A 12,759-nucleotide genomic window follows, 5' to 3' on the forward strand; every position below is an offset into this window, starting at 1 on the left:
AGCCCCTGCGCTTCGCGCAGGGGATCCGACCCCGGGCGTCGCGTTACCCCAACCGCTTCAATTCCCACGCGCGGTGGATGCGCGCGTTGCGCTCGAAGTCCGGGCCGATGGTGCGCGCGGTGATCTCGCGGCACTGGGCGAATTCGGCGATGGCGTTCTCTTCCAGCTTGAAGCGGCGGAAATTGTTGGAGAAGTACAGCACGCCGCCCGGCGCCAGCCGCGCCACGGCTGCACGCAGCAGCTTGATCTGCTCGCGCTGCACGTCGAAGTCATCGGCGCGCGCGGAGTTGGAGAAGGTCGGCGGGTCACAGAAGATCACGTCGTACTGGCCACGGTCGCCCTCCAGCCACGCCATCGCGTCGGCCTGCACCAGCAGGTGCTGGTTGCCGCCCTGCCCGTTCAACGCCAGGTTGTCGTAGCACCACTGCAGGTAGGTCGCCGACAGATCGACGCTGGTGGTGCTGGCGGCACCGGCCACCGCCGCCTGCACGCTGGCCACGCCGGTGTAGCAGAACAGGTTGAGGAAGCGCTTGCCACGTACCTGCTCGGCCATCATCCGGCGCAGCGGGCGGTGGTCGAGGAACAGGCCGGTGTCCAGGTAGTCGAACAGATTCACCTGCAGCAGTGCATTGTTCTCGCGCACCACGATGAATTCGTCACGCTGCTCGAAGCGGCCGTACTTGCTGCCGCCCTTGCCGCGCTCGCGCGACTTCATCGAGACCTGCTCGGGCGGCACGCCGAACACTTCGCGCGCAGCGGCCAGCAGCTCGTTGCGGCGGCGGCGCACGTCGTTCTCGGGAATGGCAGCCGGTGCGGCGTATTCCTGCACGTGCAGGAAGGTACGGCGCTTGCCGCCGTCTTCCTCGTAGACGTCGATGGCGGCCGCGTACTCCGGCAGGTCGGCGTCATAGGCACGGAAGCAGGTGATGTCTTCGCGGGCACGCCAGCTCTTGAACTTCTTCAGGTTCTTGCGCAGGCGGTTGGCCACCATCTGCGCGCCTACGCTCAGCTCGCGCGGCTGTGCCGGATCACGGCCCGGCACGGCGATCGGGTCGCAGACGATCAGCGCACACTCCAGCGCACCATTGAACATCTGGTACTTCTTGCCGGCGCGCAGGCCGGTGGCGAAGGCCAGTTCGTCGTTGCCGCACAGCAGGCTGGCGCGCCACTGCGGCACCGCCTTCTGCAGGGCGTTGCCCAGCGCGCGGTACAGCGCCGGATCGGCGGCCAGGCGTTCGTCGTACGGCGGGTTGCAGACCACCGCACCGATCTCCTGTTCCGGCGCGGCCAGGTCGGCCACGTCGGCGCGCGTGAAGCGGATCGCGTGGGCGACGCCCGCGACCTCGGCGTTCTCGCGTGCCGCCTGGATCGCGGTCGGATCGATGTCGCTGCCGTGGATGACTGGCTTCAGCGCGGCCAGGCCGGCCGCTTCGCGCTCACGTGCTTCGCTCTGGATGGACTTCCAGGCGGCCTTGTCGAAGCCCAGCCAGCGGCTCGGCGGCAGGCTGCCATGACGCATCAGGCCGGGAGCGACGTCGGCGGCCATCAGCGCACCTTCGATCAGCAGGGTACCGCTGCCGCACATCGGATCCAGCAGGCCACCACCGGCAGCGTGCAGGCGCGGCCATTGCGCGCGCAGCAGCAGCGCGGCGGCCAGGTTTTCCTTCAGCGGTGCCTCGTGGGCAGCACCACGCCAGCCACGGCGATGCAGCGGGCCGCCGCCGAGATCGATCGACAACGAGGCACGGCCCTTGCGCAGCGACAGGTTGACGCGCACGTCGGGCAGATCGGTGTTGACCGAGGGGCGTTCCAGGCCTTCATCGCGCATGCGGTCGACGATGGCGTCCTTGATCCGCTGCGCGGCGAAGCGGGCGTGGGTGATCTTGTCGCCGGACACGTGCGCGTCCACCGCCAGGGTCATCTCCGGCGTGATGTGCTCGTGCCACGGCAGCGCACGCACGCCGTCATACAGGGCCTGCTCATCCGGGCACTCGAACTCGTCGATGGGCCACAGCACGCGGCTGGCCAGGCGCGACCACATCACGATCCGCAGCGCCTGCGCCAGTTCGCCCTCGGCGTTGACGCCGGCAATGGTGGCAGTGGCCTTGCCAAGGCCCAGGGCCGACAGTTCATCGGCAAGCAGGTATTCCAGGCCCTTGGCGCAGGAGACGAAGAATTTCACGGGATCGGTTCGCAGGTGGTCGGGCGCGGCACAGGGGCCGGGCCGGTCGGAAAGGAGGGCCGTAGGCACGGCCGGCAGGCCCGCGCCGGGGGCGGCGGGGCTGCCATTGTAGTCAATGCGGGCGGGCGCGCCGTGCGCCCGGGCTTCACAGTTGCCGCAGCAAGCGTTCGAAGGCCTGCGCGGAAGCCTCCACGTGGCGCTCGAGGCGGTGGCCGTCGTCGACCAGCAGCAGCTGCGCCGAGCGCGCCTGCGCCCACGCGATCACTCCCGCTGCTGGCACCACGTCGTCATGCCAGGCCTGAACCACGGTGGTCGGCACGGCGGCGGCGTCCAGCGCCGGCATCGGGCCCATCGTGGTCGGCGGCACCATCAGGAACAGGCCGGCCACCGGTACCTGCAACGAGGCGATGGCGGAAATGTAGGCGCCCAGGCTGGAGCCGGCCAGCACCACCGGCCCTTGCCGGGCCGCGATGGCGGCGCGCTCGACCAGGCGGCGCAGGCGGGTCGGCACGTCGCCTACCCGGCTGACCTCGCTCATCGCGTCCAGGTCGGTGTAGTCCGGGCGCTCATGGGTCCAGCCCAGGCGCTGCGCCACGTCGGCCAGCGCGGTGACCTTGGTCGCTTCCGGGCCGCTCTCGAAGCCATGCGACAGGATGCAGTGGCCGCGGCTCATGCACGTGCTCCGTGCGAGCGGGCCAACGAGGAAAGAGAAGGCAGGTTCATGCCGCAATGCTAGCATCGCCGGATGCCCAACCCGCTCCTGCCCGGCCTGCAGCTGCAGCCCCTGCCCTACCACGACCGACTGCCGCTGCGCGACCCGGCCACGCTGGAGATGGTGGTGATCCACTGCACCGAGCTGCCCGATCTGGCGACGGCCCGCGAGTACGGCGAGCGCGTGCTGTACGACAGCGGCGCCGGCAACAGCGGGCACTTCTACATCGACCGCGATGGCAGCGTGGTGCAGTACGTGGCACCGGAACGCGTGGCCCATCACGTGCGCGGCATGAACGCGCATACGCTGGGCATCGAGCTGGTCAATACCGGGCGCTATCCGGACTGGTTCGACAGCCGCCACCAGGCGATGGACGAGGCGTACACCGAGGCACAGCTGCAGGCGCTGGAACAGCTGCTGCTGGCGCTGGTGGCGCACTACCCGTCGCTGCGACGGATTGCCGGGCATGACCAGCTGGACCTGGAACGGGTGCCGGCCAGCGACGATGCGACGTTGACGGTGGCGCGCAAGCGCGATCCGGGGCCGCTGTTCCCGTGGGCGCGGGTGCTGGCGAAGGTGCCGTTGCAGCCGGTTGGGTAAGCGGCAGGGCTGCGCCCTGCACCCGCAGAGGCAACAGCAACGTCAACGTCAACGTCAAACGCTGGCATTCCGTGGGATGGCGGGGTGGGTCCGGTTGCGGACACCCCCGCAACCGGCCCCACCCCGCCTTCGACAGTTCTCCGCGATCCTTCGAATCGACACGGGGTCGGATCCCGTTGCTACGCAACGGGCTCTGACCCGATTTTCGGTTGATGGGGTCAGAACCATTCTCCGTTGGAAAACGGATCCGACCCCGCGCGGCTCAGGCGCCGGTCGCCACCGGGCGGCTGCTGTCGCTGACCCACCCGCTCCAGGAGTCGGCGTAGATGCGCGCGCCGGACAGGCCGGCCGTTTCCATCGCCAGCAGCAGATGGCAGGCGGTCACGCCGGAGCCGCACATCAGCACCACCTGCTGCGGATCGCGGTTGCCGATCACGCCCTGCAGTTCGGCGCGCAGCGCCTGTGGGTCGCGCAGGTGGCCATCGAGTACGTTCAAGGCGAAAGGGCGGTTGACCGCGCCCGGCACGTGGCCGGCGACCGGGTCCAGCGGCTCGACGTCACCGCGGAAGCGCTCACCCGCGCGCGCGTCGACCAGCCAGCCCGGCGCGTGCTTCAGCCGTGCGCTGATTTCATCGGCGTTGGCGATCTGGGTGGTGTCGAAACGGCCCGGGTAGGCAGGTAACGCCGTCACTTCAGTCGACCCGCTCGCCAGCGCGTGACCGGCGGCCTGCCAGGCGGCAATACCGCCGTCGAGCACGGCCACCCGGGTGTGCCCGATCAGCCGCAGCAGCCACCACAGGCGCGAGGCGGCCATGCTGCCGTCGCTGCCGTCGTAGACCACCACCTGGGTTTCGGGACCGATGCCCCACGTGCCGAGCTTCGCGGCGAACGCATCGCTGTCCGGCAGCGGGTGCCGGCCGTGGCCGCTTCGGGTCAGATCCGACAGATCACGGTTGAGATCGGCATGCACCGCAGTCGGTAGGTGCCCTGCCAGATACTGGCCGCCCGCCGCCTGCGGATCGGCCAGCGAAGCACGCGCATCGACCACGCGCACGGCGGTGCTGGCGGTGGCACGCGCGTCGACGACGCGCACGCCTGCGCCCAGCGCAGCGGCAAGGGTGGTGACATCGACCAGGGTGGTCCACGGCGGATCGATCGGCTTCATTGCACTTGCTCCAGGCGACGACGCAGGTTGTAGAGAATGGCGGCGGTCGCGCCCCAGATGCGCTGCTCCGGCCAGCCATACTCCAGGACGTGGCGGACCCGGCCGCGATGAGTGATTTCGACCTGGCGCAGGCTGTCGGGCGCCATCAGATAATCCAGCGGCACCTCGAACACTTCGGCCACTTCGCTGGGCTGCGGCACCGGCACGAAGTCCGGATCGACCACCGCCACCACCGGCGTGACCCGGTAGCCGGTGATGGTGACGAAGGGATCGAGATACCCCAGCGCCTGCACCTGGCCGGGCGCCAATGCGATTTCTTCCTGGCTCTCGCGCAGCGCGGCCGCCAATGCGTCGCGGTCATCGGGTTCGGTGCGGCCGCCGGGGAATCCGACCTGGCCCCCGTGCGTGCGCAGGGTTTCGGTGCGGCGGGTCAGGATCACCTGTGCGCCGTTGGCGCGCGGGACGATGCCGGCCAGCACCGCAGCCTCCACCGGAGGCCCGGGCGGCAGCAGGTCGATCAGCTCACTGCGGTTCCAGCCGTCGCCGGCCGGCGGTTGGGCCAAGGGGTGCAGCGCGCGCATCAGTCGCTCGTGGTCGGCCAGCGAGCCACGCAGCGATTGCTGCAGTTGTTCGCGCAGGGGCTGCACGCGGCGCAGGATGCGGCTGCGTTCCTCGTTGCTCATCGACGACCACCGCGCGATCTCATCGATATGCCGCGCGCAGCCGGTGCATTGCCGGTGCGGATCCAGCGTGCACACTCCGATGCAGGGACTTGCGACAACACGCGCCGTTTCTTCCATTGTTTGCACCCGGCAACAGTAGCGCGATCGGGCTGAATTTGCGCGGGTGGCCCGGCCCAACGGTAGAGTCGACTGTCAGTCGACGCTCGCGCGCAGCGCGGGCGTTTCACCGCCAGGGGCTGCACAAACAGAAACGCGCCGGTGGGATCACCGGCGCGTTTCGTTTGCTGTTTCGATTTACTTGACGCTGACCAGCTTGATCTCGAACTGCACAGCCACGTTCGGCGGGAACGGGGTGCGCGGGTCGGCACCGTAGGCCTGGTCCGGCGGCAGGGTGACTTCCCACTTCGAGCCGGCCGGCATCTGCAGCAGGGTCTCGCGCATGGCCTTCATTTCAACTTCGCTGACCTTGATCGACGGGATCTGCTGGGCCGGGCGGGCTTCGGTCGGGCGCTGGCCGTACGGGAACGGACCGGCCACTTCCAGCTGCACGGTGCTGGCCTGGGTCGGCTTGGCGCCCTTGCCGGCTTCGATCACGCGGTACTGGACGCCGCTCGGCAGGGACTGCACGCCGGCCTTGGCCTTGTTCGCCGCGATGAACTGATCGCTCTTGGTCTTGTTTTCGGCAGCCGCCTTTTCGTACTCGGCCTTGGCAGCCTGGGCACGGCCCTGCTCGCGCTTCTGGAACGCTTCAACGGCCGGCTTCAGCTGCTCGGCGGTGATCGCCGGCTGCTTCTTGGCGTAGGCATCCTGCAGGCCCTTCACCACCGAGTTGATGTCCAGCTGCTCACCGCGACCGGTCAGCTCCGCCAGGTTGTTGCCGTAGTCGTAACCGAAGTAATAACTCAGCTTGCCCTTCTCGGACGCGATGTCCTGGGCGAAGGCATTGCCCGTCAGGGCCAGGGCCGCGACGGCGACCGCGATAGAACGCAACTTCATCAAACAGTTCTCCAGGGGTGGTAACTCAGGGACGTTCTTCGCCGCCCTGAGGCGACGGGTTAGGATAACGGGCGCAACGTGTAACCGCTACTCACGATGCAGGCTATGACCCGTCTGCGTTTGCAGAGTTCAATATCACTTTTTTTTAACGTTCCAGGAGTTTCCCCGTGGCCGATGCCCTGATCGCTGTTGCCGACGAAGGCGCCATCCGCACCGTGACCGTCCAGCGCCCGGACAAGCTCAATGCCCTGAACGCCGCGACCCTGCAGGCGCTGGCCGATGCCTTCAGGGACGCCGCTGCCGATCCGGAGGTGCGCGTGGTGGTGTTGACCGGGGCGGGCCCGAAGGCCTTCGTAGCCGGTGCCGACATCGCGGAAATGAACACCCTCAGCGCCGTTCAGGGACGTGATTTCTCGCTGCTGGGCCAGGCCCTGATGCGCCAGATCGAACGCATGCCCAAGCCGGTCATCGCGCGCGTGAACGGTTTCGCGCTGGGCGGCGGGCTTGAGCTGGCGATGGCGTGCCACCTGCGCATCGCCGCCGATACCGCCAAGGTCGGCCAACCGGAAATCAATCTCGGCCTGATTCCCGGCTTCGGCGGCAGCCAGCGCCTGCTGCGCCTGTGTGGCCGCGCCGCCACCCTGGAGCTGTGCCTGCTGGGGGCGCCGATCAACGCCGCGCGTGCGCTGGAGCTGGGCATCGTCAACGAAGTCGTGCCGGCTGACGCGCTGGACAACCGCGTGCAGGACGTCGCCCGCCAGCTGGCACGCTCAGCACCGCTGGCCCTGCGTGGCCTGCTCGACGCGGTGCACGTGGGCGGCGAGTGCAGCCTGGAGGCCGGGCTGGAATACGAAAGTGCGCAGTTCGGCCTGCTGTTCGCCACCGAGGACATGCGTGAAGGCACCAGTGCCTTCCTGCAGCGCCGCCCGCCGGCCTTCCAGAACCGCTGACGCCATGGCATCCCGACCCAACCCCGCGCAGTTGTTCGCCCGGGTCCAGGCAGACGATCTCGATGGCGCCCTGCAGGCGGGGCTGATGGACTACGTCGCCCGAGCCGGCGACGAACAGCTGCTGCCTGGCCACCCGGACCTTCCGCAGCGGCTGCAGCAGGCCCAGCAGCAACTGCGTACGGCCTGGGCCGCACGCGAACGCTATCGCGCCCGCGCGGTGCGCCTGGCCCGCCGCGAAGCCGAGCGCGATGCACGTCGCACCCCGCCCCCGGCGCCGGACGTGAAGCCCCCCCTGCCCGCCGCGGCGGCCGCGATTCTCGCCCGGGCCAAGGCCCGCGTCACCGGCAAGGAGCCGTAATGGCCACCGCGAAGAAGACTGCCCGCGCACCGGCGCGGCGCGGCGGCCGCATGCCGCGCGCCGACGTGGTGGAAATGTTCACCCGCCTGCGCGAGCTCAATCCGCACCCGAAGACCGAGCTTGAGTACAGCTCGCCGTTCGAACTGCTGGTGGCCGTGGCGCTGTCCGCCCAGGCCACCGACGTCGGCGTCAACAAGGCCACCCGCCGCCTGTTCCCGGTCGCCAACACGCCGGCGAAGATCCTCGCGCTCGGTGAGGATGGCCTGAAGCCGTACATCGCCACCATCGGGCTGTTCAACGCCAAGGCGAAGAACGTGATCGCCACCTGCGCGATCCTGCTGCAGAAGTACGGCGGCGAAGTGCCGCGCGACCGCGAAGCGCTGGAAGCGCTGCCCGGTGTGGGCCGCAAGACCGCCAACGTGGTGCTCAACACCGCCTTCGGCGAGCCGGTGATGGCGGTGGATACGCATATCTTCCGCGTCTCCAACCGTACCGGCCTGGCCCCCGGCAAGAACGTGCGCGAAGTGGAGGACACGCTCGTGAAGGTGATTCCGGCCGAGTTCCTGCTCGACGCGCACCATTGGCTGATCCTGCATGGCCGCTACGTGTGCAAGGCGCGCAAGCCGGATTGCCCGGGCTGCGTGATCGCCGACCTGTGCCGGTTCAAGGAAAAGACCACGGCCGAGACGTGACACGGATCGTGTTGTGACGAAACGAAGACGGCGGGCACCAGGCCCGCCGTCCGCGTGTATGGACAAGGGTGCTTCAGGAGATCAGAACGACAGGTCGCCCCAGACGCCGAATTCCTTGGTCTTGTCGTTCTTCTTGTCGCTGGCGTTGGCCAGGTGCGTGTACTTGTACACGGTCGACAGCTTGAGGTTCTTCATGACCGGGAACTCGACGCCGACGTTCCAGTACTTGTCACTCAGGGTCGGGTCCAGGGTCTTGCTGACGTCGGTGTCATCGTAACGACCGAACACGTTGATGCCGCCGTCGGTCACGCGCACGCTGCCCCACACCGACCAGCCACTGGTCTTGTCGGTGGCAACGGTCAGCACGTTGTTGAGGTTCTTGGCCTGGAAGTACTCGCCGCCGACGCGGAAGTTGCTGTCGGCGTAGGCCACCATCGCGTTGGCGCGGGTGTAGGTGTTCTCGGCGCTCTGGATGTCGGTTTCCTTGCCCAGCTTGCCGCTGTAGCCGCCGACGGCGACCACGAAGTTCTCGTTCGGGGTGTAGGCCACGCGGCCTTCCACGTCCATGCCCTTGCTGCGGGTCGGGTTCTTGTAGCCGGCGCCGGACACGACCGAGACGGCGTAGTTGAAGTTGTTGCCCAGGTTGCCGAAGCCATGCAGGCCCCAGTCGGACGAGTTGCCGTACTTCAGGCGGTCGGTCAGGGTGTTCTCGACATAGCGCATGCCGTAGAACTTCTCGACGTACGGGATCCACGGCATGTCGGCGGCACCGACGCGCAGGTTGAAGGCCGGGTCGAAGCTGCCCTGCACGTAGGCCTTCTTGACGAACAGTTCGGTGTTGCCGATGGCCGAGCTGTACTGGAAGTCGGTGGTCAGGTTGGCCGACCAGATGTCGTTGAACTTGTGGTCGACGGTCAGGTAGAAGCGCTTGACGTCCAGGCCGGTGCCGCTGGCGGCGGTGTCCTTGCCGTTGCTGGTCTTGTCGATGTTGGTCAGGTCGAAGAACATGCGACCGCCAATCTTGTTGTCATTGACCAGCTTGGCCAGCTTGTCGACGCTGGTCTGGGTCTTCTGCGCACCTTCCAGGGCCTGCGCCTGGGTGATGTTCACTTCGGACTGCGCGTCGGACTGCGCCTGCAGCGCCTGCGAATCGTTCTGCAACTGCTGGACCTGGGCCTGCAGCGCAGCGATCTGTGCCTGCAGCTGCTGCAACTGTGCCTGGGACACGCCCGAGCTGGCGGGGGCTGCGAAGGCGTCGGCGGAAACCAGACCGAGGCTTGCAACGACCGCGGCGGCGAGCAAATGGGAACGCATTTTGGATTTCTCCAGAGGGTTGGAATGGCTTGGGCAGAACGCCACGCCGGCAGGCCGGTCAAGCGTTTTGCGAACGTTCCGTTAAAACCATGACAGCCGAATGACAGATTGAGCACCAACCACAGATTTCTTCGTGCGGTCATGCGTACGACTCATTTGCGCGCACATGCTTATCGATCCCTTGCGCCCATGGCGTGGTGTATCGGCACCGACACGCGGGCAAGCCGCCGGGTCACCCTGGTCCGCACCGCCCGGCTTCGCGCGGATGACGCGGAATCCCTGCGCAACGCCAGGCGCAGACCGCGCGAAGGGAGGCAGCCGTCACCTCATCGGCCACCTATGCTAGGTGACCGCAGCCGGCGCCGGCGCACCTCCCTTGTGCCCGCACGACCGCCTCAGCCGCTGCGCGAAACCTTCACGGCCCGCGCTGCGCAAGCGTCAGCCAGCGCTGTAACGGATGCGTCATACAACGGTCCCCGCGCTGTCATCGAACCGTTATGGAATGTGCGCCGGGCGGGTAACCCCGCATTCCAATCAACCCAGGAGCCACCCCGTGATCCACGCCTTCAAGTCGCGCGTTGCCGTTGCCGTCTTCGCAGCGTCGTCCGTGTTCGCCGCCAACGCCGCTGAAATCACCGGCGCGGGCGCCTCGTTCATCTACCCGGTGATGTCGAAGTGGTCGGCCGACTACAACGCTGCCACCAGCAACAAGGTCAACTACCAGTCGATCGGTTCCGGCGGCGGCATTGCGCAGATCAAGGCCAAGACCGTTGATTTCGGCTCTTCCGATGCACCGCTGAAGCCGGAAGAACTGGCCGCCTCGGGCCTGGCCCAGTTCCCGTCGGTGATCGGCGGCGTGGTGCCGGTGGTCAACGTGGCCGGCATCGCCCCGGGCGCACTCAAGCTGGACGGCACCGTGCTGGCCAACATCTTCCTGGGCAAGATCAAGACCTGGAACGACCCGGCCATCGCCGCGCTGAACCCGGGCGTGACCCTGCCGAGCGCCAAGATCACCGTCGTGCACCGCTCGGATGGTTCGGGCACCACCTTCAACTTCGTCAACTACCTGTCCAAGGTCAGCCCGGAGTGGAAGAGCTCGGTCGGTGAAGGCACCTCGGTCCAGTGGCCGGCCGGCATCGGCGGCAAGGGCAACGAAGGCGTTGCTGCCTACGTGAAGCAGATCAAGGGCGGCATCGGCTACGTCGAACTGTCCTACGCACTGCAGAACAAGCTGTCGTACACGGCGATGAAGAACGCTGCCGGCAGGTTCGTCCAGCCGAGCGATGCATCGTTCGCCGCCGCTGCCGCCAGCGCCGACTGGGCCAGCGCCAAGGACTTCTACCTGGTGATGACCAACGCCCCGGGCGCCGAGTCCTGGCCGATCACCGCCACCAACTTCATCCTGGTGCACAAGAAGCCGAAGAACGCTGCCAACGGCAAGGCCACCCAGGAGTTCTTCCGCTGGGTCTACAAGAGCGGCGACGCCCAGGCCCGCCAGCTGGACTACGTGCCGCTGCCGGACAGCCTGGTCCGCCAGATCGAGACCTACTGGTCGCAGAACCTGAAGTAAGCACGTTCCCCCGCAGGAACGGGGCCGGCGGGTCCTCTCTCCCCCGCCGGCCCCAACCGGGCGCGAGATCCTCGAGATCTCGCGCTCTTCTTGTTTTCGGGGATGCATGCATCTGCCTCTGCAGCGCCGAGCCCACGCTCGGCTGGGTGCTGGAGCGTGCGGACCGACGGTCCGCACCTACCGAGGGCAGGGAGCCGTCGAACATGGCTTGACTCCACAAGGGCCAACCGGCCGCCATACCGGTGCGCAGATCCGGGGTCTCCGGGGCTCTGCCGGATGGGGGCCAACCCGGTGAAACCCTTGTCAGAACGTGATCCAGGACACCTCTGTCATGGTCGTAATACGGCTGTAACAAAAACATCATTTCATAGCCGCATCCGCCGACCACGTCGGCTCTTCCCCGCTATGGAGTGACCATGAAACTGCACTCGGCCGGCCTTGCCGCCCTTTCCCTGGCCATCGCCCTGGGCCTGTCGGCCTGCGGTGGCGACAAGCAGGCCGCGCAGCAGCCGGCGGCCGACGGTGCCGCTGCCCCGGCCGCTGCCGGTGCCAAGGTGACCGCCGAAGTGTCCGGCGCGGGCGCGTCCTTCATCTTCCCGCTGGTCTCCAAGTGGTCGGCCGACTACAACGCCACCACCGGGGCCAAGATCAACTACCAGTCGATCGGCTCCGGCGGCGGCATCGCCCAGATCAAGGCCGGCACCGTCGACTTCGGCTCCTCCGACAAGCCGCTGAGCAGCGAAGAGCTGGCACAGGCCGGCCTGGCCCAGTTCCCGTCGGCCATCGGCGGCGTGGTGCCGGTGGTCAACATCGAAGGCCTGGAAGCCGGCAAGCTGCGCCTGAGCGGCGCCCTGCTGGCCGACATCTTCCTGGGCAAGGTCAAGACCTGGAACGATCCGGCCATCGTCGCCGCCAACCCGGGCGTGAAGCTGCCGGACGGCAAGATCACCCTGGTCCACCGTTCGGACGGTTCGGGCACCACCTTCAACTTCTCCAACTACCTGTCCAAGGTCAGCCCGGAGTGGAAGAGCAAGGTCGGCGAAGGCACCTCGGTGCAGTGGCCGGACGGCGTCGGTGGCAAGGGCAATGAAGGCGTCGCTTCGTACGTGAAGCAGATCAAGGGCTCCATCGGCTACGTCGAGCTGGCCTACGCGCTGCAGAACGGCATGCCGTACACCGCCATGCAGAACGCCGCCGGCAACTGGGTCGAGCCCAGCGCGGAAACCTTCGCCGCGGCGGCCGCCAGCGCCGACTGGGCCAGCGCCAAGGACTTCAACCTGGTCATCACCAACGCCCCGGGCGAGCAGGCGTGGCCGATCACCGCCACCAACTTCATGCTGATGCAGAAGCAGCCGAAGGACGCCAAGCGCAACCAGGACACCCTGGCCTTCTTCAAGTGGGCCTTCGAGAACGGCCAGGCCCAGGCCAACGAGCTGCACTACGTGCCGCTGCCGGCCGAACTGGTCAAGCAGATCGAGGCCTACTGGGCGACCGACCTGAAGTGACGGACTCGACGGTGCCCGCCCCGCGCGGGCAC

12 protein-coding genes are annotated in these 12,759 nt (G+C 67.6%); 6 read left to right on the forward strand and 6 right to left on the reverse strand.

What is annotated here, in order from left to right:
- Positions 1-43: 43 nt before the first annotated feature.
- Both rlmKL and AC5P6H_RS09755 read right to left on the reverse strand, forming a co-directional pair.
- Positions 44-2,182, reverse strand: coding sequence for a bifunctional 23S rRNA (guanine(2069)-N(7))-methyltransferase RlmK/23S rRNA (guanine(2445)-N(2))-methyltransferase RlmL (rlmKL, locus tag AC5P6H_RS09750; RefSeq protein ID WP_169412228.1), 2,139 nt, complete (start codon positions 2,180-2,182; stop codon positions 44-46).
- Between the two features lie 145 nt (positions 2,183-2,327).
- Positions 2,328-2,855, reverse strand: a complete 528-nt coding sequence (locus tag AC5P6H_RS09755; RefSeq protein ID WP_032961606.1) for an alpha/beta hydrolase — start codon at positions 2,853-2,855, stop codon at positions 2,328-2,330.
- Positions 2,856-2,927: 72 nt separating this feature from the next.
- Here AC5P6H_RS09755 and AC5P6H_RS09760 point away from each other — a divergent pair, with 72 nt between their 5' ends.
- The gene (locus AC5P6H_RS09760; RefSeq protein ID WP_032961607.1) at positions 2,928-3,494 is read left to right on the forward strand and encodes an N-acetylmuramoyl-L-alanine amidase; all 567 of its coding nucleotides are present in this window, start codon (positions 2,928-2,930) and stop codon (positions 3,492-3,494) included.
- Positions 3,495-3,756: 262 nt separating this feature from the next.
- Here AC5P6H_RS09760 and AC5P6H_RS09765 read toward each other — a convergent pair whose 3' ends face one another.
- The 3 genes from AC5P6H_RS09765 to AC5P6H_RS09775 all read right to left on the reverse strand — a co-directional run bounded on the left by AC5P6H_RS09765 (position 3,757) and on the right by AC5P6H_RS09775 (position 6,338).
- On the reverse strand, positions 3,757-4,659 hold the full coding sequence (locus AC5P6H_RS09765; protein WP_495202562.1) for a sulfurtransferase: 903 nt from the start codon (positions 4,657-4,659) through the stop codon (positions 3,757-3,759).
- Positions 4,656-5,459, reverse strand: a complete 804-nt coding sequence (locus tag AC5P6H_RS09770; protein WP_495202563.1) for a CoA pyrophosphatase — start codon at positions 5,457-5,459, stop codon at positions 4,656-4,658. Before AC5P6H_RS09770 ends, AC5P6H_RS09765 begins: the two co-directional genes overlap by 4 nt.
- Before the next feature lie 177 nt (positions 5,460-5,636).
- Complete coding sequence (locus AC5P6H_RS09775) at positions 5,637-6,338, reverse strand: FKBP-type peptidyl-prolyl cis-trans isomerase (RefSeq protein WP_014646545.1); 702 nt, start codon at positions 6,336-6,338, stop codon at positions 5,637-5,639.
- A 167-nt stretch (positions 6,339-6,505) separates the two neighbouring features.
- On the opposite strand from AC5P6H_RS09775, the gene AC5P6H_RS09780 reads away from it, so the two are divergent.
- The 3 genes from AC5P6H_RS09780 to nth are packed head-to-tail and all read left to right on the forward strand — an operon-like array spanning position 6,506 to position 8,338.
- Positions 6,506-7,288: an enoyl-CoA hydratase/isomerase family protein gene (locus AC5P6H_RS09780; RefSeq protein WP_049407492.1), complete on the forward strand. Its 783-nt coding sequence runs from the start codon at positions 6,506-6,508 to the stop codon at positions 7,286-7,288.
- 4 nt (positions 7,289-7,292) lie between these two features.
- Positions 7,293-7,646, forward strand: a complete 354-nt coding sequence (locus tag AC5P6H_RS09785) for a hypothetical protein (RefSeq protein ID WP_049442206.1) — start codon at positions 7,293-7,295, stop codon at positions 7,644-7,646.
- Positions 7,646-8,338: an endonuclease III gene (gene nth, locus AC5P6H_RS09790; protein ID WP_014646542.1), complete on the forward strand. Its 693-nt coding sequence runs from the start codon at positions 7,646-7,648 to the stop codon at positions 8,336-8,338. Before AC5P6H_RS09785 ends, nth begins: the two co-directional genes overlap by 1 nt.
- An 81-nt stretch (positions 8,339-8,419) precedes the next feature.
- On the opposite strand, the gene AC5P6H_RS09795 is transcribed toward nth, so the two are convergent.
- On the reverse strand, positions 8,420-9,652 hold the full coding sequence (locus AC5P6H_RS09795; protein WP_014646541.1) for a porin: 1,233 nt from the start codon (positions 9,650-9,652) through the stop codon (positions 8,420-8,422).
- A 553-nt stretch (positions 9,653-10,205) separates the two neighbouring features.
- On the opposite strand from AC5P6H_RS09795, the gene pstS (AC5P6H_RS09800) reads away from it, so the two are divergent.
- Positions 10,206-11,222, forward strand: a complete 1,017-nt coding sequence (pstS, locus tag AC5P6H_RS09800) for a phosphate ABC transporter substrate-binding protein PstS (RefSeq protein ID WP_014646540.1) — start codon at positions 10,206-10,208, stop codon at positions 11,220-11,222.
- A 416-nt stretch (positions 11,223-11,638) separates the two neighbouring features.
- Positions 11,639-12,727: a phosphate ABC transporter substrate-binding protein PstS gene (pstS, locus tag AC5P6H_RS09805; RefSeq protein ID WP_014646539.1), complete on the forward strand. Its 1,089-nt coding sequence runs from the start codon at positions 11,639-11,641 to the stop codon at positions 12,725-12,727.
- Positions 12,728-12,759 lie beyond the last annotated feature (32 nt).

Source organism: Stenotrophomonas sp. YJH_SMC_110, from assembly GCF_059369255.1.

What these genes read in the sequence shown, in the direction of transcription:
- nth (WP_014646542.1), top strand. Translation starts at nt 7,646, where the DNA reads ATGGCCACCGCGAAGAAGACTGCCCGCGCACCGGCGCGGCGCGGCGGC.
- AC5P6H_RS09795 (WP_014646541.1), bottom strand. Translation starts at nt 9,652, where the DNA reads ATGCGTTCCCATTTGCTCGCCGCCGCGGTCGTTGCAAGCCTCGGTCTG.
- AC5P6H_RS09785 (WP_049442206.1), top strand. Translation starts at nt 7,293, where the DNA reads ATGGCATCCCGACCCAACCCCGCGCAGTTGTTCGCCCGGGTCCAGGCA.
- AC5P6H_RS09755 (WP_032961606.1), bottom strand. Translation starts at nt 2,855, where the DNA reads ATGAGCCGCGGCCACTGCATCCTGTCGCATGGCTTCGAGAGCGGCCCG.
- AC5P6H_RS09760 (WP_032961607.1), top strand. Translation starts at nt 2,928, where the DNA reads ATGCCCAACCCGCTCCTGCCCGGCCTGCAGCTGCAGCCCCTGCCCTAC.
- AC5P6H_RS09775 (WP_014646545.1), bottom strand. Translation starts at nt 6,338, where the DNA reads ATGAAGTTGCGTTCTATCGCGGTCGCCGTCGCGGCCCTGGCCCTGACG.
- pstS (WP_014646539.1), top strand. Translation starts at nt 11,639, where the DNA reads ATGAAACTGCACTCGGCCGGCCTTGCCGCCCTTTCCCTGGCCATCGCC.
- AC5P6H_RS09770 (WP_495202563.1), bottom strand. Translation starts at nt 5,459, where the DNA reads ATGGAAGAAACGGCGCGTGTTGTCGCAAGTCCCTGCATCGGAGTGTGC.
- AC5P6H_RS09765 (WP_495202562.1), bottom strand. Translation starts at nt 4,659, where the DNA reads ATGAAGCCGATCGATCCGCCGTGGACCACCCTGGTCGATGTCACCACC.